Source organism: Roseisolibacter sp. H3M3-2 (assembly GCF_029211165.1).
GTDB lineage: Bacteria > Gemmatimonadota > Gemmatimonadetes > Gemmatimonadales > Gemmatimonadaceae > Roseisolibacter.
Window position 1 is genome coordinate 19,241 of the sequence record NZ_JARGEK010000005.1, and the last position, 20,913, is coordinate 40,153.

Consider the following 20,913-nt stretch of genomic DNA (forward strand, 5'->3'; position numbering starts at 1 on the left):
CTATTGGGTCCTGGTCAGGGCGTCGTGTGGTGGGGGCGGGACTCGCCCGCGGTGGCGCTCGCGGAGGCGGCGCGCTCCATCAGGCGCGGGATCGCGCCGCCGTCGGCGTCGGCCAGCGCGGCGAGCGCGGCGGTGAAGCGCCCGCCCGCGGCCGTGACCGGGACGCCGTGCGCGTCGGCGGCCACCGCGCCGACCACGCGCGCCGCGTAGGCGAGCCGCGCCGCGGTCGCGACCACCGCGTCCGGCGCCGCCGTGGAGACGACGACGCGTCCCTGCGCCTCGCCGAAGAGCAGCGCGCGCCGCGGCAGCGCGTCCCACGCCGACAGGTCGACGTCGGCGCCGAGCCAGCGCTCCTCGTCGCCGACCGCGCACTCGGCCAGCGCCACCGCCAGCCCGCCGTCGCTGCAGTCGTGCGCCGAGGCGACGTGCCCGCCCGCGATGGCGTCGAGCAGCGCGTCGATCAGCCGCCGCTCGGCGTCGAGGTCGACGCGGGGCGGGGCGCCGGCCGCGAGGCCGTGCACGCGCTGCAGGTACTCGCTCCCACCCAGCTCCGCCGTGTTCTCGCCGAGCAGCACGATCGCGTCGCCGGCGCGCCGGAAGTGCGCGGGCGTGACGTGGGCGATCGCCTCGACCAGCCCCACCATCCCGATCACCGGCGTCGGGTAGATCGCGCCGTTCGGGTTCTCGTTGTACAGCGAGACGTTGCCGCCGGTGACCGGCGTCTGGAGCGCGCGGCAGGCCTCGCCCATCCCGCGCACCGCCTCGCGCAGCTGGAAGTAGACCTCGGGGCGCTTCGGGTTGCCGAAGTTCAGGTTGTTCGTGATCGCCTTGGGACGCCCGCCGGCGCAGGCGACGTTGCGCGCCGCCTCGGCGACCGCCTGCTTCGCCCCCTCGTACGGGTCGAGGTGGCAGTACCGGCCGTTGCAGTCGACCTTGAGCGCGACCGCCTTGTCGGTGCCGCGCAGCCGCACCACCGCCGCGTCGCCGCCGGGGCCGATGACCGTGCTCGTGCGCACCATCGTGTCGTACTGGCGGTGCACCCACCGCTTGCTGGCGATGGTCGGCGACGACAGCAGGCGCGTGAGCGTCCAGACCGGGTCCGACTCCTCGGGCAGCTCGGCGATCGCGGCGACGTCCGTCTCGCGCTGGGCCCGGATCGCGTCGGACTCGCGGGCCTCGGGCTCGTACGTCGGGCAGTCGGTGACCAGGCGGATCCCGGGGAACTCGGCGACCACGCGGTCGCCCTCGGTCACGCGGTACACCGGCTCGGCGATCACCTCGCCGATCACGGCCGCGGTGAGGTCCCACTTCTGGAGGATGGCCGCGACGTCGTCCTCGTGCCCCTTCTTGGCGACGACGAGCATGCGCTCCTGCGACTCGGAGAGCAGCAGCTCGTACGGCGTCATCCCCTCCTCGCGGGCGGGGACCTTGGTCGTGTCGATGACCACGCCGACGTCGCCGCGCGCCGCCATCTCGGCGGAGCTGCTGGTGAGGCCGGCCGCGCCCATGTCCTGGATGGCGACGATGTGTCCGGAGCGGATCAGCTCCAGCGACGCCTCGAGGAGCAGCTTCTCGGTGAACGGGTCGCCGACCTGCACCCGCGGGCGCTTGGCCTCGTTCTCCTCGCTCAGGTCCTCCGAGGCGAAGGACGCGCCGTGAATCCCGTCGCGCCCCGTGCGCGCGCCGACCGCGATGATCGGGTTGCCGACGCCCTGCGCCACCGCGCGGATCAGCTCCTCCTCCTTCAGGAGGCCGACGCACATCGCGTTGACGAGCGGGTTCCCCTCGTACGCCGGGTCGAACACGACCTCGCCGGCGACGGTGGGGATGCCGACGCAGTTGCCGTAGTCGCCGATCCCCTTGACCACGCCCGAGAACAGGTAGCGCACGCGCGGCGACTCGAGGTCGCCGAAGCGCAGCGAGTCGAGCAGCGCGATCGGGCGCGCGCCCATCGTGAAGACGTCGCGCAGGATCCCGCCCACGCCGGTGGCCGCGCCCTGGTACGGCTCGACGGCCGACGGGTGGTTGTGCGACTCGATCTTGAACGCCACCGCCAGCCCGTCGCCGACCGCGATCACCCCGGCGTTCTCCCCCGGCCCCTGGAGCACCCACGGCGCCTCCGTGGGGAGGGTGCGCAGGAGGGGGCGCGAGTGCTTGTACGAGCAGTGCTCGCTCCACAGCGCGCTGACGATCCCCAGCTCGGTGAACGTCGGCTCGCGGCCGAGCATCGCGAGCAGGCGCTCGTACTCGAAGGGCGTGATCCCGTGCTCGGCGACGAGCGCGGGGGTGATGGTCGGGTCGCCGGGGCGGGGCGTGACGGGCACGGTGCGGTGGTCGGGGTGGGTCAGTCCTTCGGGTTGAACAGCCCGCCGAGGAAGCTGCGGCGCGAGGTCTCGTCGGTGCGCTCGAGGATCGCCAGCTCGCCCTTGTCGAGCCACGTCCCGCCGCACGACGCGCACTCGTCGATCTTGACGCTGTGGTGCACGCGCTCGACGAGCGTCCCCCCGCAGCGCGGGCAGGTCATCGCCGCGGTGGCGGCGCTGGCGCGCTCGGCGTCGCGCTGCTCGCGCATCTTCGCGATCAGCTCCGCGTTCTGGCGCGCGAAGTACTCCTCCTCGTTGCGGCTCGGCTTGTCCTCGGTGGCCATGGGCGGTGTCGGGTCAGGGTTCGGGTCAGGCGGCGACGCGGGCGACGATCGACTCGAAGAGGGCGAGCCCGTCGCCCGAGCCGACGAGCGGCTCGACGGCGCGCTCCGGGTGCGGCATCATGCCGAGCACGTTGCGCCCCTCGTTCAGGATCCCAGCGACGTCGCGGAGCGAGCCGTTGGGGTTGGAGCGGTCGTCGGAGCCGCCGTCGGCGCCGACGTAGCGGAACACGACGCGGTCCTCGGCCTCCAGCCGGTCGAGCGTGGCGTCGTCGGCGTGGTAGCGCCCCTCGCCGTGCGCGATCGGGATGCGCACCACCTGCCCCTTCTCGTAGCCGGCGGTGAAGCGCGAGTCGGTCGTCTCGACGCGCAGGTGGCGCTGCTCGCAGACGTACTTGAGCGACGCGTTGCGGAGCAGCGCGCCGGGGAGGAGCCCGGCCTCGCAGGCGATCTGGAAGCCGTTGCAGATGGCGAGCACCGGCGCCCCGCGGGCGGCGTGCGCGGCGACGGCGTCCATGATCGGGCTGAAGCGGGCGATCGCGCCGCAGCGCAGGTAGTCGCCGTAGCTGAAGCCGCCGGGCAGGATCACGACGTCGGCGCCCTGCAGGTCGCGGTCCTTGTGCCACAGGTACGCCGCCGTCTCGCCGAGCTGGTCGACCACGGCGTGGTACGCGTCGTAGTCGCAGTTCGAGCCCGGGAAGGTGACGATGCCGAACTTCATACCGGCACCACCTGCTCGATCTCGAAGTCCTCGGTGACCGGGTTGGCGAGGAGCTTCTCGCACATCTCGGCGGCGCGGCGGCCGGCCTCCGCGGCGTCGGCCGCGCGCGTCTCGACCACCACGTGGCGCCCGACGCGGACGTCGCCGACCTCGGGGAAGCCCAGCGAGTGGAGCGCGTCGGCGACGGCCTTGCCCTGCGGGTCCAGGATGCCTCGGCGGGGGACGACGCGGATCTCGATGCGGAAGGAGGCGGTCATGTCGGGGAGTCGGGCGGGAGAGCGGGCTTGCGGCGTCGGCGGCGGCGGCGGCCGAGCAGCCGGTCGTCGTCCGGGGGCGGCTCGTCGTCGCGCATCCCGTACGAGTCCACCGGGTCGTCGGGATCGTCGTCGTCGTCGCCGCGGCGCGGCCGGTCGCCCGGCCACTCGAACAGCGCCAGCAGCAGCGCGCGCCCGAGCCCCCACACGAGGTAGCCGACGCCGAAGAGGAAGAAGAAGTACTTGGAGAAGAAGATCCCGCCGACGACGATCGCGAGGACGCCGAGCAGCCCGGCGAGGCCGCGCCAGGAGCGCACGCCGACCTTGGGCCACGACGGGTACGGGACGGTGCTGCTCATCATCGCCGCCAGCAGGAGCATCAGCGCCGGCATGATCTCCTGCCACGGCAGGTCGACGATGCGGGTCTCCTGATACAGGCGGGTCTGCGTGAACCAGTAGTACGTCGCCAGCGTGCCGCCGGCGGCCGGGCTGGGGAGCCCGATGAAGTACGTCTTCGACGCGCCCGCCTGCGTGACGTTGAACCGCGCGAGGCGGAAGACGGCGCTGGCGACGTAGATGAAGACCGGCAGCCACCCCCACCCCTGCTGCGGGAGCACGCGGTAGTACACGATCATCGCCGGCGCGAGGCCGAACGAGATCGCGTCGACCAGCGAGTCGAGCTGCTCGCCGAGCTGCGTGCCGGTGCGGGTCGCGCGCGCCACCGCCCCGTCGAACAGGTCGCAGACGCCGCCGAAGACGATGCAGCGGACGGCGGTCTCGAAGTTCCCGTGCGACGCCGAGATGATGGCGTAGATGCCGAAGCCGAGGTTCGCGAGCGTGAACCCGTTGGGGAGCCAGGGCCCGGCGGCGCGCCGCACGTTGGGGCGCCGGAAGGCGGGGCGCCGCATGGCGGCCGTCACGGGCGCGCGCTGTCCACGGGGGGACGGCGTCGGACGCGGGCGAGTCTCACGGCAGCGGGGTGGTCGTCACGAGGTGGCGAGGTCCAGCGCGGCGCCGGTCAGCCGCCGGTACGCATCAAGATAGCGGAGGCTGGTGGCCTGGACGACCTCGGGAGGCAAGGTCGGCGCCGGCGCCTCGCCGTTCCAGCGGCCGGCCCGCCGCTCCGCGTCGAGCCAGTCGCGCAGCGGCTGCTTGTCGAAGCTCGGCTGCCCGCGCCCCGGCGCGTAGCCGTCGGCGGGCCAGAAGCGCGAGCTGTCGGGGGTCAGCACCTCGTCGATCAGGAGCGTCCGCCCGTCGCGGGCGCCGAACTCGAACTTCGTGTCGGCGATGATGATCCCCCGCTCGGCGGCCAGGTCGCGGCCGGCCGCGTAGACGAGCTGCGCCAGACGCTCGAGCTCGGATGCGCGGTCCGCGCCGAGCAGCTCGGCGACCTTCGAGGGCGGGATGTTCTCGTCGTGCCCCGTCTCGGCCTTGGTGGCGGGGCTGAAGCGCGGCGGGTCGAACCGCTCGCTCTCGCGCAGCCCCGGCGCCAGCGGCTCGCCGGCCAGCGTCCCCGCCTCGCGGTACTCCTTCCACGCCGAGCCGGAGAGGTAGCCGCGGACCACGCACTCGACCGGGTAGACCTCGGTGCGCACGCAGAGCATCGCCCGGCCACGCAGCAGGTCGCGGTGCGGCGCGAGCGCCGGGACCTCGGCGACGATGGCGTCGGCGTCGGCGCTGAGCATGTGGTGGGCGACCACCCCCTCCAGCCGCCGCAGCCACCACGCCGTGAGCTGCGTCAGGACCGCGCCCTTGTGCGGGATCGCCTCGGCCATGACCACGTCGAAGGCGCTGACCCGGTCGGTCGCGACGAGGAGCACGCGGTCGTCGCCGACGGCGTAGACGTCGCGCACCTTGCCGCGCCGCACCACCGGCAGCGGGAGGTCGGTCCCGCGGAGCGCGCCGCTCATACGCGCACCTCCTCGGGCGCGGCCGACGCCTCGGCGGCGTGCGCGTCGAGCAGGGGCTGCACGACCTCCTCGAGGAACTCGTCCACCTGGCGCGGGGCCCGGCCGACGAAGCGCCCCGGCTGCAGCGTCTCGCGCAGCTCGTCGAGCGACAGCCCGAGCGCCGTGAACTCCGCGTCGCCCGCGAGCCGGTCGAGCAGGTCGTTGCGCGCCGCGCCGCCGTCCTTGAGCGCCCGCGCCGACTCGACGCTGTGGCGGCGGATCACCTCGTGCACCGCCTGCCGGTCGCCCCCCGCGCGCACGGCGCGGACGATGATCTCCTCGGTCGCCATGAACGGCAGCTCGTCGTCGACGCGGCGGCGGATGCGGGCCGGGTGGACCTCCAGCCCGGCCGCCACGTTGCCGTAGAGCACGAGGATCGCGTCGGTAGCGAGGAAGCTCTCCGGGATCGCCAGCCGGCGGTTGGCCGAGTCGTCGAGGGTGCGCTCGAAGTACTGGACCGCGTGCGTCTGGTTGGCGTTGGTCTCGAGCGAGAGGACGAAGCGCGCCAGCGCGTTGATCCGCTCGCAGCGCATCGGGTTGCGCTTGTACGCCATCGCGGACGAGCCGATCTGCTCCTTCTCGAACGGCTCCTCGATCTCGCCGAACGCCTGCAGCATGCGCAGGTCGGACGCGAACTTGGCCGCGCTGGCGGCCACGCCCGAGACGGCCGACAGCACGTGCGCGTCGACCTTGCGCGAGTACGTCTGCCCGGTGACCGGCATGGCGGCCGCGAAGCCCATCTTCTCGGTCACGCGGCGGTCGAGCTCGCGCACCTTCGCGTGGTCGCCGTCGAACAGCGACAGGAAGCTCGCCTGCGTGCCCGTCGTCCCCTTCACGCCGCGGAAGGGGAGGGTGGCGATGCGGTGGTCGAGGTCCGCCAGGTCGAGCACGAGGTCCTGCATCCAGAGCGCGGCCCGCTTGCCGACGGTGACCAGCTGCGCCGGCTGCAGGTGCGTGTAGCCGAGCGCGGGCTCGTCGCGCCACCGCCGCGCGAACGCCGCCAGCGCGCCCAGCGTCGCCAGGACCTTGGCGCGCAGGATCTCCAGCCCGCGCCGCATCAGGAGCAGGTCGCCGTTGTCGGTGACGTAGCAGCTGGTGGCGCCGAGGTGGATGTACCGGCGGGCCTCCGGGGCGACGTCGGCGAAGGCGTGGACGTGCGCCATCACATCGTGGCGGAAGCGCTTCTCGTAGCCGGCGACCGCGGCGAAGTCGATGTCGTCGAGGTGGTCGCGCATCTGGGCGACGGCCGCCTCGGGGATGTCGACGCCGAGCTCGCGCTCGGCCTCGGCGAGGGCCAGCCAGAGGCGGCGCCAGAGCCCGTGCCGCTCCTGCGGCGACCAGAGGGCGAGCATCGCGCGCGAGGCGTAGCGCTCGGCGAGCGGCGAGGAGTAGCGGGCGGTCGGGGCGTCGGCGGTCACGGCGTATCGTGGAGCGGCGCGAGGGCGGCGACGGTGGTCGCGCGCCCTCGCAGCGGGTCACTGGCGGAGGATGACGTCGGTGAAGCTGTAGCGGCCCTGTCGTTCGAAGAAGATCCGCATCGGACCTCGGCCGGCGTAGTAGTCGAGCGCGCGGGCCACGTCGTCCGCGCTCGTGATGCCGGCCTGGTTGATCTGCACGATCACGTCGCCCGGCTCGAGGCCGATCTCGGTGGCGACGCGCTCGGACGCCTGGTACACTAGCGCCCCGCTGCTCGCCTGCAGGCGCCGCTCGGCGCGGATGGCCGCGGTCACGGTGACCAGCTGCAGCTCGCGCAGCACCGTGACCTTGGGCGCGGTGACCTCGGGGAGGTCGCCGACGCGCACCGTGCTCGCCACGTCGCGGCCGCCGCGCCGCACCGCGACCGCGACGTCCTCGCCCGGCCGCAGGTCGAGGAGCGCGGCCTCCCAGTCGAACGGGTTGCGCACGGTGCGCGTCCCGACGCGGACGATCTGGTCGCCGGCGGCGATGCCGGCGCGCGCGGCCGGGGAGCCGGGGACGATGGCGCGCACCACCGCGCCGGCGGTCAGCAGGTCGCGCGGCGAGGTCGCCGCCTCGGGGGTGCGCAGGACGACGCCGATCCACGGCCGCCGCACGGTGCCGTGCGCCAGCAGGTCCTCGACCACGCGGCGCGCGCGGTTGATCGGGATCGCGAAGCCGAGTCCCACCGAGCCGCCCGACGGCGTGTAGATCGAGCTGTTGACGCCGATCACCTCGCCGTCGGCGTTGATGAGCGGCCCGCCCGAGTTGCCGGGGTTGATCGCCGCGTCCGTCTGGATCATGTCGAGCGACGCGCCGGCGCCGTCCTGCCCGCCGCCGACCAGGTTGCGCCCGGTCGCGGAGATCACGCCCGCCGAGACCGACGGCTCGGCGTTGCCCAGCACGAAGCCGAACGGGTTGCCGATCGCCACCGCCCACTCGCCGACGAGCAGCGAGTCGGAGTTCCCGAGCGGCGCGACGGGGAGCCCGCGCGCCTCGACCTTCAGCACCGCGAGGTCGTTGCTCTCGTCGGCGCCGACGACGCGCGCGGTGTAGGTCGTGCCGTCGCGCCGCGCCACGGAGACGCGCGAGGCGCCGGCGACGACGTGCGCGTTGGTGACGACCACGCCGTCCTCGCGGACGAAGAAGCCTGTCCCGATGCCCGCGCGCCGCTGCTCGCCGGGGCGGCGGCCGAAGAACAGGTCGAACGGGTCCGCGGGCATCCGCTCGACCGACTCGGTCTGCACGGTCACGACGGCCGGCGCGACGCGGGCGACCGCGGTCACCACGGCGGTGCGCCGCGGCGCGGTGACCGCCGCCGACCCGGGCTCGGGGAGGCGCGCCGAGGCGGGGATCGTCGGGGGCGGCGCCGGGTTCTGCGCCGGGGCGTCGGCGGGCGCGCCGCCGCCGCACCCGGCCAGCAGCGCGGCGACCAGCCCCCGGGACCACCGCGGACGGCGCACGGTCAGATCGGGGTGATGCGCGGCTTGGCGCGCGTCGTCAGCTCGCGCAGGAACGCGTCGATCCCGCGGTCGGTGAGCGGGTGGACCAGCATCGCGCGCATCGTCGCCAGGTCCACCACCGCCGCGTCGGCGCCCGACTCGGCGCAGGCCGTGAAGCCGGACGCGGCGCGCGGCCCCGCCGCCACCAGGTCGCACTCGACGTGCCCGCGGTCGAAGACGCTGCGGATCTGCCGCACCACCACGGTGCTGTCCTGGCCGAGCGCGTCGAGCTGGTCGACCGGCACCGTCACGACCGAGGCGCCCGCCTTGGCGGCGAGCAGCGCCTGCGCGGCGCTGAACACCAGCGTCGCCGCCACCCGCACCCCCTCGACCGAGAGCCGGCGGATGGCGACGACCGCGTCGTCGACCAGCGGCAGCTGCACGACCACGTTGTCCGCGATCCGCGCCAGCTCCCGCCCGTCGCGGTGCATGTCGAGCGGGTCGATGCTCGACACGCTGGCGTAGATCGGGAGCGCGACCGAGCGGGCCAGCTCCTCCAGCAGCTCGCGCGGGTCCCCCGGCCGCTGCTCGACCAGCTGCGACGGCGACGGGACAAGCCCGTCGGCGAGCCCGTGCTCCACCGCCCACGCGATCTCGGGCACCGAGGCGGACGCCAGGAGGAGTTTCATGCGCGCGTCGACAGGTAGAGGTGGGGCGGGTAGCGCACGGCGTCGAGGTAGAGCGCGTGCGCCGGCGCCGGCGCCGAAACCTCGCTGTTGTCGGCGGCCCCGAGCAAGCGGGGGACGTCGGCGAGGGGGCGCCGCCCGGTCGCGACGTCGACCATCGTCCCCACCAGGAAGCGCACCATGTGATGGAGGAAGCGGTTCGCCTCGACGTGGAAGACCAGCCCCCCGGGGCGCTCCGCCCACCGCGCCTCGTGCACGACGCAGCGGTGCGGGTCGTCGGGCGGCGCGGTCCCGCGCACCGCGAAGGCGCGGAAGCAGTGGTCGCCCGGCAGGTGCCCCGCGGCGGCGTCGAGGAGCGTTCGGTCGACGGGGCGGGGGAGCGCCCACTCCCGCGTGCGGCGGAAGGGCGAGTGCGCCTCGTCGTCGGTGCCCACCAGGTACGCGTAGCGGCGCGCGGTGGCGTCGAAGCGCGCGTGGAACTCGGGGCGCATCTCGTGCGCGGCGGCGACCCAGAGGTCGTCGGGTAGCAGCGCGTTGCACGCCTTCCGCAGCCGCTCCGGGGTCCACTTGGCCGCGATGCGGACGCCGGCCACCTGCCCCCGCGCGTGCACCCCCGCGTCTGTGCGCCCCGCGCCCAGCGCCGCCACGGGCCGCCCGCAGAGCCGGGCCAGCACCGCCTCCAGCTCTCCCTGCACGGTCCGGGCGTCTCGCTGGCGCTGCCAGCCGGCGAAGCGCGCGCCGTCGTAGTGCAGGACCAGCTGGAACGTCCGGTCGTCCATCGGCGCAAGGTAAGCGGGCGCCGGAAACCCGATCAAGCGCGCGGCGATTGACCCGGCGTGCCGCGGCGCGATTGACCACGGTCGGGCGCCGCGGGCACATTTCGCGCGGCGCCGTCCGCCCCCCGGCGCCCGGCCGCGGCGTCCGCGGGCCGACCCCCGCCCGCCCGCATGCCGCCACGCCCGCTCGCCTCACTCGCCCACGCGCTCGGCGCGGCCCCGAACCAGGACGCGGCGCTGCTCGCCCTCGGCGAGACGCTGTCGGAGCTGGACCGCGGGGCGCAGGTGGCCTTCTTCCCGTACGACGCCCGCCGCGAGCTGCTGCGCGAGCGCCTCGCGCCCGAGGGGGCCACGCTGCGCCGCGACCGCAGCGAGGCGAGCCTGGAGCACCTGCCGTCGGCGATCCGCGCGACGCTGCTCGGCGGCGCGAGCTTCGCCGAGCTGGGGGACCGGTCGGGAGAGTTCGGGCGGCTGCTCGGCTTCCAGACGCCGCTCGACGGGACGCTGGCGCTGCGCGGCGTGGTGGTCGAGGGGCACCTGGTGGCGGTGCTGGCGCTGCTGGAGCCGCGCCGCATCTTCGGCACGCGCGTGCTCGACCGCTTCGCCGCGGCCGTCGAGCTGTTCGACCTGTGCGTGGGCCGCTTCTGGGAGCGCGAGGCGCGCGAGGAGGCGGTGCGGACGCTGGAGGACGTCACCCAGCACGTGCACGGCGCCTACGTCCGCCGCCTCGCCCAGCTGGAGCGCGAGCTGGAGGTCGCGCGCCGCACGCCCCCCGCCGGCGTCCCGGCGGTGCCGGCCACCGCCCCCGCCGAGCGGGTGGCCGCCGAGCGGCTGGCGGCGCAGCAGGCCGAGTCGGTGCGCCGCGCCGAGCACCGGGCGCAGAAGCTGGAGGAGCAGCTGGCCGCGCACGCCGCGACGCTGGAGCAGACGCAGGCCGAGCTGCTGCGGCGTGGCGAGACGCTGCGCCAGACCGAGCGCACGCTGTACCTGATCGACCGCGTGCTGTCGCTGGACGCGGCCGCGCACGACCCGCGGCAGCTGGTGGACGGGCTGCTCGCGCTGGTGGGCGACGACATGCAGGCGCAGCGCTGCTCGCTCATGCTGAAGGCGCCCGACCCCGACCAGCTGTACCTCGCGGCGGCGCGCGGGCTGTCGCCGCACATCACCGAGGGGTCGCGCGTGCGGCTGGGCGAGGGGGTGGCCGGGCGCGTGGCCGCGTCGCGCGAGCCGCTGCTGGTGCGCGACGTCCGCGACGCGGGGGCGCACCCGCTGCTGCGCGACCAGTACTTCACCAGCGGGAGCTTCATCAGCTTCCCGCTGGTCTACCACGACGAGCTGGTGGGGGTGGTGAACCTCACGAACCGCTCGACGCGGGCCGGCTACACCGACGCCGACGTGGAGCGGGTGCGGCTGCTGGGGCTCGTGATCGCGCTGGTCGCCACGCACGCGCAGCTCCCCGGGCGGCTCGTCGCGCACCTGGAGGTCGCGTGAACGCGCCGACCCCCGACGCCCTGCGCGTCGCCCTGCGCGCGCTGGCCGGCGGCGAGGCGGTGGCGCCCGACGCGGTGACGGCGGCGTTCGACGTCGTGATGCGCGGCGAGGCAACGCCGGCGCAGATCGCCGCGCTCCTCATGGGACTGCGCGTGCAGGGGGAGACGGCCGACGTGGTCGCCGCCGTCGCCCGGTCGCTGCGCGGGGCGATGCTCCCGCTGGCGACCGAACGCCCGGACGAGCTGGTGGACACCTGCGGGACCGGCGGCGGCGCGGTGACGACCTTCAACATCTCGACCGCGGCGGCGCTGCTGGCGGCGGGCGCGGGCGCACGGGTCGCGAAGCACGGCAACCGCTCGTTCACCTCCCGCTCGGGGAGCGCCGACGTGCTGGAGGCGCTCGGCGTGCCGATCGACCGGCCTGTGGAGCGGATGCGCCGCTCGCTGGACGAGACGGGGCTCGTCTTCATGTTCGCGCCGCTGATGCACCCGGCGATGCGCCACGTCGGCCCGGTGCGCCGCGAGCTGGGGGTGCCGACGGTGATGAACGTGGTCGGCCCGCTGGCCAACCCCGCGAGCGCGGGGCGCCAGGTCGTGGGCGTGGCGGAGGCGCACCGGCTGCCGCTGATCGCGGGCGCGCTGGCGGCGCTGGGGAGCGTCCGGGCGCTGGTGGTCCACGGCGAGCCGGGGATGGACGAGGTCTCCCCGCTCGGCCCGACGCGCGCGCTCGAGATCCGCGACGGGCGGCTGGCGGGCGAGTGGACGCTCGACCCGGCGGCGGTGGGGCTCGCGGCGGTCTCGCCCGACGACCTGTCCGGCGGGAGCCCCGAGGAGAACGCCGCGATCATCGAGGCGGTGCTCGGCGGGGGCGGGCCGCCGGGGGCGCGGGCGGCCGTGCTGCTGAACGCGGCGGCCGCGCTGTACGTCGGGGAGCTGGAAGGGGACTATCCGTCGGCGCTGCGGCGCGCGACCGCGGCGCTGGACGACGGGGCGGGGCGGCGGACGCTCGAGGGGCTGCGGCGGGTGTACCGGGACTAGGTCCCGAACGTAGTGAAGGACCTCTGCAACCTGTCCGGCAGGTCGCAGAGGTCCTTCGCTGCGCTCAGGACGTTCGTTCGGTCAGTAGCGGCGGAGCACGCCGACGACCACGCCCTGGATGCTGATGTCGTTCTCGTGGACGTAGATCGGCTCCATCGTCTCGTTGGCCGGCTGGAGGCGGATGCGGCCGTCGCGCTCGCGGTAGAACTTCTTCACCGTCGCCGCGCTCCCCTGCATCATCGCGATCACCATCTCGCCGTTGTCCGCCGAGCGGCGCTCGTTGACGATGACGAAGTCGCCGTCGCCGATGTGGGCGTCGACCATCGAGTTGCCGCGCACCTTGAGCACGTAGTGGTTCCCGTTCTTCCGCAGGAACGACTCGGGGACGCAGAGCGATTCACCCGACGCCATCTGCTCGATCGGGAGGCCGGCGGCGACGGTGCCGAGCAGCGGCAGCTCGACCGAGCGCTGGAAGGCCTCCGACGGGAGGATCTCGATGGCGCGGCTCTCGTTGTAGCCGCGCTTGATGTAGCCCTTCCGCTCGAGGTTCGAGAGGTGCTCGTGCACCGTCGCGAGCGAGTTATACTGGAACGTGTCGGCGATCTCCTCGAAGCTCGGCGCGTAGCCGTGCGACTCGGAGTACGAGCCGAGATAGGTCAGGATCTCGCGCTGGCGCTTCGTGAGCGGCATGGGGCGGCCTGGAGCGGGGAAGGGCATCTGGGACGGACCTTCCGTCCCGAATAGCTGCCGAAATGCCACGTTAGCCGAAGATCGGCCGAAGTGCAAGCTTTTCCACACTGGACGCCCCCCACGGGCGTGCTGCGCGAGCTGAGCGACGCCTCCGCCGGGCGGGCCGAGTCGCTGCACGGGCGGCGCGCCGAGCTGGAGCGTGCGGTGGCCGACGCGCCGATCGTCCCCGGCTTCGCCGCCGCGCTCCGAGGGACGAGGGTGACGGTCATCGCCGAGGTGAAGCGCCGCTCGCCCTCCAAGGGCGACATCGCGCCGGGGCTGTCGGCCGGGGCGCAGAGCGCCGCCTACGCGGCGGGCGGGGCCGCCGCCCTCTCGATCCTCACCGAGCCGCTGCGGTTCGGGGGAAGCGACGCCGACGTCGCCGAGGCGCGCGCCGCGACGGCGCTCCCCATCCTCAAGAAGGATTTCCACGTCGCGCCGCTGCAGATGCTCGAGGCCCGCGCCCTGGGGGCGTCGGCGGCGCTGCTGATCGCCCGCGCGCTTGCGCCGGCCGCGCTGGTCGAGCTCGCCCGCACGGCGCGCGACGCGGGGCTGGAGACGCTTGTCGAGATCCGCGACGAGCGGGAACTCGAGGCGGCGCTGCTGGCCGAGGCGACGGTCATCGGGGTGAACAACCGGAACCTCGAGACGCTGGTCATCGACCTGGCGACCGGGGAGCGCCTGGTGCCGCTCATCCCGGCCGACCGGGTCGCCGTCTTCGAGAGCGGCGTGTACGGGCCCGCCGAGGTCGAGCAGGCGGCGGCGGCCGGCGCCGACGCGGTGCTGGTCGGGTCGTCGCTCTCGGCGGCCGCCGATCCGGCCGCGGCGCTGCGGGCGATCGCGGGGATCGCGAGGCGCGGACGGGTCGCGGTCGCCGCGTGAGCGCCGGATGAGCGCGCCGGCGGTCAAGATCTGCGGGCTCGTGCGGGCGGAGGACGCGGCTGAGGCGGCGCGGCTGGGTGCGGACTACCTCGGGGCGATCTTCGCCGGCGGGCCGCGCCAGATCGTGCCGGCCGCGGCCCGGGCCATCCTCGAGGCGGCCCGCGACGCCGCGAGCGGGCCGCGGCCGCTGGGCGTCGGCGTCATGGGGACGCAGGCGCCCGACGCGATCGCGCGCATCGCCGACGAGGCCGGGCTCGACGTCGTCCAGCTGCACGCCGACCCGGACGCGGCGGCGGTGGAGGCGGTGCGCCGGGTCTATCCGGGCCGCGTCTGGGCCGTGCTCCGCATCGCGGGCGCCGACGTCCCGCCGCAGGCGGCCGACCTGTTCGCCGCCGCCGACGCGGTGGTGCTCGACGCGAAGGTGGACGGGCATCAGCTCGGCGGCACGGGCGTGGCGCTGGCCTGGGGCGACGTCGCCGACGCGCTCGCGCCGCTGCGCGGGCGCACGCCGCTGGTGCTGGCGGGCGGGCTGCGCGCCGAGAACCTGGGCGACGCGGTGCGCGCGCTGCTGCCCGACGTCGTCGACGTGTCGTCGGGGGTCGAACGATCGCCCGGCGTGAAGGACCCGCAACGCCTCGCCGCCTTCCTCGCGGCCGCCCGTTCCGCTACGAGTTCGTGATGCCCGAGTCCGACCAGCTTCCCCCCGCCGTGAGCGACCGCTTCGGCCCCTTCGGCGGCCGCTACGTCCCCGAGACGCTCGTCCCGGCCCTCGACGCCCTCGACGCCGAGTTCGACGCGGCGATGGCCGACCCGGCGTTCCGCGCCTCCGCCGACGACATGCTGCGCGACTACGTGGGCCGCCCGTCGCGCCTCACCGACGCGCCGCGGCTGTCGGCGCTGGTCGGCGCGCCGGTCTGGCTCAAGCGCGAGGACCTGAACCACACGGGCGCGCACAAGATCAACAACACGGTCGGGCAGGTGCTGCTCGCGCGGCGCATGGGGAAGCGCCGCATCATCGCCGAGACCGGGGCGGGGCAGCACGGCGTGGCGACGGCCACGGTGTGCGCGCGGTTCGGCCTGGAGTGCGTCGTGTACATGGGCGAGGAGGACATGCGCCGCCAGTCGCTGAACGTGTGGCGCATGCGGCTCATGGGCGCGTCCGTGGTGCCCGTGACCAGCGGGACGCGCACGCTCAAGGACGCGACGAGCGAGGCGATCCGCGACTGGGTCACGAACGTCGAGACGAGCCACTACATCATCGGCTCGGTGGTCGGGCCGGCGCCGTATCCGCGCATCGTGCGCGAGTTCCAGGCGGCGATCGGGCGCGAGGCGCGGGCGCAGCTGCTGGAGCGCGCGGGCCGCCTGCCGCGCACCGTCGTCGCCTGCGTGGGCGGCGGCTCGAACGCGATGGGGATCTTCGTCGGCTTCGTGGACGACGCGGCGGTCGAGCTGATCGGCGTCGAGGCGGCCGGCGAGGGGCTCGACAGCGGGCGGCACTCGGCGTCGCTCACCCTCGGCACGCCCGGGGTGCTCCACGGCTCGCTCAGCCTCCTGCTGCAGGACGCGAAGGGGCAGGTGATCAACGCGCACTCGGTCTCCGCGGGGCTCGACTACCCGGGCGTGGGGCCGGAGCACGCGTGGCTCAAGGAGAGCGGGCGCGCGACCTACGTCAGCGTCACCGACCGCGACGCGCTGCGCGGCTTCGCGCTGCTGAGCCGCGCCGAGGGGATCATCCCCGCGCTCGAGACGTCGCACGCCGTGGCGTGGGTCGAGGCGAACCGCGGACGCTGGGCGCCCGACGAGCCGGTGCTGATCTGCGTCAGCGGGCGCGGCGACAAGGACGTGGTGCAGGTGAGCGAGATGGGCGAGCTCCCCGACCTCGGCGCGCTGCCGGAGTACCCGGCGTGACGGCGACCGGGGTGGAGGGTCGCACGTCGGCGATCGACCGGCGGTTCGCGGCGCTGCGTGCGGAGGGGCGGCGCGCGCTCGTCTGCTACGTGACGGCGGGGCACCCGGACCCGGAGCGCTCGGTCGCGCTGCTCCAGGGGCTGGAGGAGGCCGGCGCCGACGTGATCGAGCTCGGAGTGCCCTTCTCGGAGCCGCTCGCCGACGGCCCGGTGATCCAGCGCAGCTCGCAGGTGGCGCTCGACCACGGGATCGACCTCGACGGCGCGCTCGCGCTGCTCGGGCGGGCGCGGCTGACGGTGCCGGTGGTCCTGTTCAGCTACCTGAACCCGCTGCTGGCGGCGGGGCGCGAGGTGCTGGCGCGGGCGGCCGACGCCGGGGCGAGCGGGATCCTGGTCACCGACCTGCCGGTCGGCGCCGACGCCGAGCGCGAGGCGTGGCTCGGCGGCGGCCCCCTCGACTTCGTGCGGCTGGTAGCGCCGACGACGCCGACCCCGCGCATGGCGGAGATCGCGCGCCACGGACGCGGCTTCGTGTACCTGATCAGCCGGCTCGGGGTGACGGGCGAGCAGGACGCGCTGTCGGCCACGCTCCCCGAGTCGGTGGCGCGGCTGCGCGCGACGACGACGCTCCCCATCTGCGTGGGCTTCGGCATCTCGCGCCCCGACCAGGCGGCCGCGGTGGCGCGCATCGCCGACGGCGTGGTCGTCGGCAGCGCGCTCGTCCGCGCGGCCGACGAGGACGTGGGACGGGCGCTGTCGCTCGCGCGCGACCTCCGGGCCGCGATCGACGGGGCGTGAGGGGCCGGCCGCGAGTTCGTTGACCGGTCCGGCGGGGGTCGGTACGTTCCGCCCGTGACCGACCGCCTCTGCGTCTCGCTCGCCGGCATGCGCTTCCACGCGCGCGTGGGGATCCTCGCCCACGAGCGCGAGCTCGCGCAGCCGCTGGAGATCGACGTCGACGCGTGGCGCGACGTCGCGCCGGGCGCGCCGGTGCTCGACTACCGCGCGCTCTACGACGCGGCGGCCGACGTGGTCGCGTCCACCGAGCTGCTCTACCTCGAGGACGTCGCCGCGCGCGTGGCCGACCGCGCGCTGGCGCTCGGCGCGGGCGGGCCGGTGCGCGTCGCGGTGCGCACCCCGCACGTCGCGCTCCCGGGGCCGCTCGCCCACGCCGGCGGCATGCGCGAGCGCGCCGCGGCCGCCGGCGCCGCCGGGGGAGACGGTGTACCTCGCCCTCGGCTCCAACCTCGGCGACCGCGCGGCGCACCTCGCGCACGCGCGCGCGCGCCTCGACGCGCTGCCGGGGGTGCGCGTGGCCGCGGCGTCGCCGGTTGAGGAGACCGCCCCGCTCGGCCCGGCCGGCCAGGACCCGTACCTGAACCAGATGCTCGCGCTGCGGACGACGCTGGAGCCGGAGGCGCTGCTCGACGCCTGCCTCGCCGTCGAGGCGGAGCGCGGGCGCGACCGCGCGGCGTCGCCGCGCTGGGGCGCGCGCACCCTCGACCTGGACGTCGTGCTGTTCGGCGCGCGGCGCGTCGCCACGCCGCGTCTGCGCGTGCCGCACCCGGAGCTCCCCAACCGCGACTTCTGGCACCGCGGGCTCGCGGCGCTGGGCGTCGACTGGCGAGAGGCCCTCGCCGCGGTGCCGGCATGAGCCAGGCCTCCGGGTCGGCCGCCGCGCCGAAGAAGGTCACCGTGCGCTCCTTCGCCCAGGCCAAGGCGCGAAAGGAATCGCTGGTGATGGTCGCGGCGTACGACGCGCTGTTCGCGCGCCTGTCCGACGAGGCCGGGGTCGACGCGGTGCTGGTCGGCGACTCGCTCGGCAACGTCGTCGCGGGGCTCGAGACGACGGTCCCGGTGACGCTCGAGCAGATGATCTACCACGGCGCGGCGGCGCGGCGCGGCACCGCGCGTGCGCTCCTCGTGGTGGACATGCCGTTCCTCACGTACCAGGTCACGACCGAGCGCGCGCTGCTGAACTGCGGCCGCGTGATGCAGGAGACGCGGTGCGACGCGGTGAAGGTCGAGGGCGGCTCGCCCGAGATGGCCGAGACGGTGCGCGCGCTCGTGCGCGCCGGCATCCCGGTCATGGGGCACCTCGGCTTCACCCCGCAGTCGGTGCACGTCCTCGGCGGCTTCCGGGTGCAGGGGCGCGAGGAGGAGGCGGCGCAGCGGATGGTGGACGACGCGCGCCGGCTGGAGGACGCGGGCGCGTTCTCGGTCGTGCTGGAGCTGGTGCCCGCCGCCGTCGCGCAGCGCGTGACCGAGGCGGTCGGCATCCCCACGATCGGGATCGGCGCCGGCGCGGCGTGCGACGGGCAGGTGCTGGTGCTCGCCGACCTGCTGGGACTGACCGACGGCTTCGCGCCCAAGTTCCTGAAGCGCTACGCGACGCTCGCGGCCGACACGCGCGACGCCGTGCGCCGCTACGCCGACGAGGTGCGCGGCCGCGCGTACCCGGGCGACGAGCACGCGTTCTGATGCTCACGGTGACGACGGCCGGGGAGCTGCGCGAGGAGCTGCGCCGGCTGCGCGAGGACGCGCGCGTGCTGGGCGGCGGGCGGGTCGGCTTCGTCCCGACGATGGGCGCGCTGCACGAGGGGCACCTCGCCCTGGTCGACGAGGCGCGCCGCCGCGCCGACGTGGCGGCGATGAGCATCTTCGTGAACCCGCTGCAGTTCGGCCCCTCCGAAGACCTGTCGCGCTACCCGCGCGACCCCGACGGCGACGCGGCGAAGGCGCGGGCGCGCGGCGTGCAGCTGCTGTTCGCGCCGGGCGTCGAGGTCATCTACCCGCGCGAGCCGCTCGTGCGGATCGACCCCGGCGCGCTCGCGCAGCGGTGGGAGGGCGCCGCGCGCCCCGGCCACTTCGCCGGCGTGCTGACGGTCGTGGCCAAGCTGCTGCACCTCGTGCAGCCCGACGTCGCGGTGTTCGGCCAGAAGGACGTGCAGCAGGCCACGCTGATCCGCGCCATGGTGCGCGACCTCGACCTGCCCGTCGAGCTGGTGATCGCGCCGACGGTGCGGGAGCCCGACGGGCTGGCGCTCTCGAGCCGGAACGTCTACCTGGATCCGGACGAGCGGCGGCGCGCGCGCGTGATCCCGGCCGCGCTGGCGCGGCTGGAGGCGGCCTACGCGGCCGGCGAGCGGCGCGTGCCGCGCCTGGTCGCGGAGGCCAACGCGGTCCTGGCGCTCGACCCGCAGCTGTGGCCGGACTACGTCGCCGTCGCCGACCCGGAGACGCTGGAGCCGCTCGACCTCGCGTCGGACGGCGCGATCGCGATGATCGCGCTGCGCGTCGGCAAGACGCGGCTCCTCGACAACGCGATACTCGGCGTCTCGCCGCGCATCGTCGCCGAGCCCCCGGGGCCGCCGGCGTGAGCTGGCGCGCCGTGGTGGCCGCGCTCGACGAGCACGCGGCCTTCCGCTCGCAGGTGAGCCTCTACCTGCACCCGCTGGCGGGGCGCGCGACGCTCTGGCACGTGGTGCGCGCGCTGCTCGCGCTGCCGTCGCCGCCGCGCGAGATCGTCGTGCTGCACCTGCGCGGCGCGAGCGCGCACGTCGAGCTGGAGGGGGACGTGTCGGTACGCTACGTGGCCGTCGAGCCGGGGAGCGAGGCGGTCGCCCTGCGCGCCGCCGTGACGGCGCCCGGCCCGACGCTGCTCGTCGACGGCTCGGCGGCGCTGGTCACGCCGGGGACGCTCACGCGGCTGCTGCGCGCCGCCGAGCACGGGGTGGCGTCGGTGCGCGGCGGGAGCGAGCTGGCGACGAGCATCGCGGTGGCGGGGGAGGGGCCCGCGCTCGCCTCGGCCGACGACCCGCGCGTGCCGACCGGCGCCGCGCTCGTGGTGCCGACGGGGCCCGAGGAGCTGCTGCAGGTCCTCGACCGGCACACGCTCTCCGACGCGACCGTGGCGATCCGCAACCGCCTGGTGCGACAGCACGAGCGACGCGGCGTGTCGTTCCTCCTCCCCGACACGACCTGGCTCGACGTCGACGTGCGCATCGGCGCGGACACCCTCGTCTACCCCAACGTGGTGCTGGAAGGGGTCACCGACATCGACGGGGAGTGCGTGATCGGCCCGTACTCGCGCCTGATCGACGCGGAGGTCGGGCGGGGCGCGGAGCTGAAGGGGTGGAACTACGTCTGCCGCACGCGGGTGCGCAGTCGCGCCGTTCTCGAGCCGTACGCGCGCCGTGGCGACGACTGACGCGCTCCCGCTCCCGTCGTGGGCGCAGGTGGGCGAGAAGCGCCGCGCCCACATCGCGCGCGTCACCGCGTTGCTCGAGCGGTGGGCGCCCGACGTGGCGCGCGATGCCGACGAGGCGCGCGCGATGCGCGACGCCGGGCTGCTGCACGACGCGCTGCGCGACGCCCCCGATGACGAGCTGCGCGCCCGCACCGGCGACGCGCAGGCGCCGGTCGAGATCCTCCACGGCCCGGCCGCCGCGCTGCACCTCGCGTCGCTCGGCGAGACGCGCCACGAGCTGCTGGAGGCGGTGCGCTGGCACACGCTCGGTTCGGCGGCGTGGGGGCGCGTGGGGCGCGCGCTCTACATGGCCGACTTCCTGGAGCCGGGGCGCAAGTTCGCCGCCGCCGACCGGGCGTTCTTGACGGCGCGCGTCCCGACCGACTTCGACGGCGTCTTCCGGCAGGTCGTGCGCATGCGACTCGAGTGGTCGCTGCGCGAGGGAAAGGAGCTGTTCCCGCGCGCGGTCGAGCTGTGGAACGCGGTGCGATGAGGGGCCCCCGGTGAGCGGGCGGCCGCGCTACCTCCGGCCGGGATGGCTGATCCTCGGCGCGCTGCTCCTCGGCTGGGGTGGGTGGGCCGCGTGGCCGCGCGTGCGCGCCGCGTTCGACCGTCGTCCGCCGGGCGCGGCGCCGGCGGTGACCGCCGAGGGCCCCGAGTTCCCGGCGCCCGGCGACTCGCTGGCGGCGCC

Annotated in this window: 23 protein-coding genes and 1 pseudogene; 13 read left to right on the forward strand and 11 right to left on the reverse strand. The window is 75.3% G+C overall.

Annotated features, from left to right (window positions below):
• Positions 1–14: 14 nt before the first annotated feature.
• The 10 genes from purL to truA all read right to left on the reverse strand — a co-directional run bounded on the left by purL (position 15) and on the right by truA (position 9,930).
• Positions 15–2,324, reverse strand: a complete 2,310-nt coding sequence (gene purL, locus PYV61_RS01135) for a phosphoribosylformylglycinamidine synthase subunit PurL (protein ID WP_275827421.1) — start codon at positions 2,322–2,324, stop codon at positions 15–17.
• 20 nt (positions 2,325–2,344) lie between these two features.
• Positions 2,345–2,647, reverse strand: a complete 303-nt coding sequence (locus tag PYV61_RS01140) for a zf-TFIIB domain-containing protein (RefSeq protein WP_275827423.1) — start codon at positions 2,645–2,647, stop codon at positions 2,345–2,347.
• Between the two features lie 25 nt (positions 2,648–2,672).
• Positions 2,673–3,365: a phosphoribosylformylglycinamidine synthase subunit PurQ gene (gene purQ, locus PYV61_RS01145; protein WP_275827425.1), complete on the reverse strand. Its 693-nt coding sequence runs from the start codon at positions 3,363–3,365 to the stop codon at positions 2,673–2,675.
• Positions 3,362–3,622, reverse strand: a complete 261-nt coding sequence (purS, locus tag PYV61_RS01150; RefSeq protein ID WP_275827428.1) for a phosphoribosylformylglycinamidine synthase subunit PurS — start codon at positions 3,620–3,622, stop codon at positions 3,362–3,364. Before purS ends, purQ begins: the two co-directional genes overlap by 4 nt.
• The gene (locus tag PYV61_RS01155; RefSeq protein WP_275827429.1) at positions 3,619–4,527 is read right to left on the reverse strand and encodes a phosphatidylcholine/phosphatidylserine synthase; all 909 of its coding nucleotides are present in this window, start codon (positions 4,525–4,527) and stop codon (positions 3,619–3,621) included. Before PYV61_RS01155 ends, purS begins: the two co-directional genes overlap by 4 nt.
• 78 nt (positions 4,528–4,605) lie before the next feature.
• Positions 4,606–5,529 carry a phosphoribosylaminoimidazolesuccinocarboxamide synthase gene (locus PYV61_RS01160; protein ID WP_275827430.1) on the reverse strand — a complete coding sequence of 308 codons (924 nt, stop codon included), beginning with the start codon at positions 5,527–5,529 and terminating at the stop codon, positions 4,606–4,608.
• A complete protein-coding gene (gene purB, locus PYV61_RS01165) occupies positions 5,526–6,920 on the reverse strand; it encodes an adenylosuccinate lyase (RefSeq protein ID WP_345785195.1) in 1,395 nt (464 codons plus the stop codon). The genes PYV61_RS01160 and purB overlap by 4 nt, the downstream gene beginning before the upstream one ends.
• Before the next feature lie 123 nt (positions 6,921–7,043).
• Positions 7,044–8,486 carry a trypsin-like peptidase domain-containing protein gene (locus PYV61_RS01170; RefSeq protein WP_275827434.1) on the reverse strand — a complete coding sequence of 481 codons (1,443 nt, stop codon included), beginning with the start codon at positions 8,484–8,486 and terminating at the stop codon, positions 7,044–7,046.
• A gap of 2 nt (positions 8,487–8,488) precedes the next feature.
• Positions 8,489–9,154, reverse strand: a complete 666-nt coding sequence (locus tag PYV61_RS01175; protein ID WP_275827436.1) for a transaldolase family protein — start codon at positions 9,152–9,154, stop codon at positions 8,489–8,491.
• Positions 9,151–9,930, reverse strand: a complete 780-nt coding sequence (truA, locus tag PYV61_RS01180; protein WP_275827438.1) for a tRNA pseudouridine(38-40) synthase TruA — start codon at positions 9,928–9,930, stop codon at positions 9,151–9,153. The genes PYV61_RS01175 and truA overlap by 4 nt, the downstream gene beginning before the upstream one ends.
• Before the next feature lie 168 nt (positions 9,931–10,098).
• On the opposite strand from truA, the gene PYV61_RS01185 reads away from it, so the two are divergent.
• Positions 10,099–11,418: a GAF domain-containing protein gene (locus tag PYV61_RS01185; protein WP_275827440.1), complete on the forward strand. Its 1,320-nt coding sequence runs from the start codon at positions 10,099–10,101 to the stop codon at positions 11,416–11,418.
• Positions 11,415–12,455, forward strand: coding sequence for an anthranilate phosphoribosyltransferase (gene trpD, locus PYV61_RS01190; RefSeq protein WP_275827442.1), 1,041 nt, complete (start codon positions 11,415–11,417; stop codon positions 12,453–12,455). Before PYV61_RS01185 ends, trpD begins: the two co-directional genes overlap by 4 nt.
• Positions 12,456–12,536: 81 nt before the next feature.
• Here trpD and lexA read toward each other — a convergent pair whose 3' ends face one another.
• On the reverse strand, positions 12,537–13,145 hold the full coding sequence (gene lexA, locus PYV61_RS01195) for a transcriptional repressor LexA (RefSeq protein WP_275827444.1): 609 nt from the start codon (positions 13,143–13,145) through the stop codon (positions 12,537–12,539).
• Positions 13,146–13,271: 126 nt separating this feature from the next.
• Here lexA and PYV61_RS01200 point away from each other — a divergent pair, with 126 nt between their 5' ends.
• The 11 genes and pseudogenes from PYV61_RS01200 to PYV61_RS01250 all read left to right on the forward strand — a co-directional run.
• The gene (locus tag PYV61_RS01200) at positions 13,272–14,066 is read left to right on the forward strand and encodes an indole-3-glycerol-phosphate synthase (RefSeq protein WP_275827445.1); all 795 of its coding nucleotides are present in this window, start codon (positions 13,272–13,274) and stop codon (positions 14,064–14,066) included.
• Between the two features lie 7 nt (positions 14,067–14,073).
• Entirely contained in the window at positions 14,074–14,745 is a 672-nt protein-coding gene (locus PYV61_RS01205; RefSeq protein WP_275827446.1) for a phosphoribosylanthranilate isomerase, read from the forward strand.
• On the forward strand, positions 14,745–15,974 hold the full coding sequence (gene trpB, locus PYV61_RS01210) for a tryptophan synthase subunit beta (RefSeq protein WP_275827447.1): 1,230 nt from the start codon (positions 14,745–14,747) through the stop codon (positions 15,972–15,974). Before PYV61_RS01205 ends, trpB begins: the two co-directional genes overlap by 1 nt.
• The gene (trpA, locus tag PYV61_RS01215) at positions 15,971–16,771 is read left to right on the forward strand and encodes a tryptophan synthase subunit alpha (RefSeq protein WP_275827449.1); all 801 of its coding nucleotides are present in this window, start codon (positions 15,971–15,973) and stop codon (positions 16,769–16,771) included. The genes trpB and trpA overlap by 4 nt, the downstream gene beginning before the upstream one ends.
• Positions 16,772–16,825: 54 nt before the next feature.
• Positions 16,826–17,308, forward strand: coding sequence for a dihydroneopterin aldolase (locus PYV61_RS01220; protein WP_275827451.1), 483 nt, complete (start codon positions 16,826–16,828; stop codon positions 17,306–17,308).
• On the forward strand, positions 17,196–17,627 hold the full coding sequence (gene folK / locus PYV61_RS01225; RefSeq protein WP_275827453.1) for a 2-amino-4-hydroxy-6-hydroxymethyldihydropteridine diphosphokinase: 432 nt from the start codon (positions 17,196–17,198) through the stop codon (positions 17,625–17,627). The genes PYV61_RS01220 and folK overlap by 113 nt, the downstream gene beginning before the upstream one ends.
• Positions 17,624–18,454: a 3-methyl-2-oxobutanoate hydroxymethyltransferase gene (gene panB / locus PYV61_RS01230; RefSeq protein WP_275827455.1), complete on the forward strand. Its 831-nt coding sequence runs from the start codon at positions 17,624–17,626 to the stop codon at positions 18,452–18,454. Before folK ends, panB begins: the two co-directional genes overlap by 4 nt.
• Positions 18,454–19,353 (forward strand): pantoate--beta-alanine ligase, encoded by a 900-nt coding sequence (panC, locus tag PYV61_RS01235; RefSeq protein WP_275827457.1) that lies wholly within the window; start codon positions 18,454–18,456, stop codon positions 19,351–19,353. Before panB ends, panC begins: the two co-directional genes overlap by 1 nt.
• On the forward strand, positions 19,350–20,183 hold the full coding sequence (locus PYV61_RS01240; protein WP_275827460.1) for a hypothetical protein: 834 nt from the start codon (positions 19,350–19,352) through the stop codon (positions 20,181–20,183). The genes panC and PYV61_RS01240 overlap by 4 nt, the downstream gene beginning before the upstream one ends.
• The gene (locus tag PYV61_RS01245; protein WP_275827462.1) at positions 20,170–20,715 is read left to right on the forward strand and encodes an HD domain-containing protein; all 546 of its coding nucleotides are present in this window, start codon (positions 20,170–20,172) and stop codon (positions 20,713–20,715) included. Before PYV61_RS01240 ends, PYV61_RS01245 begins: the two co-directional genes overlap by 14 nt.
• A gap of 10 nt (positions 20,716–20,725) precedes the next feature.
• Positions 20,726–20,913, forward strand: a pseudogene (locus tag PYV61_RS01250) (hypothetical protein); the annotation flags it as partial.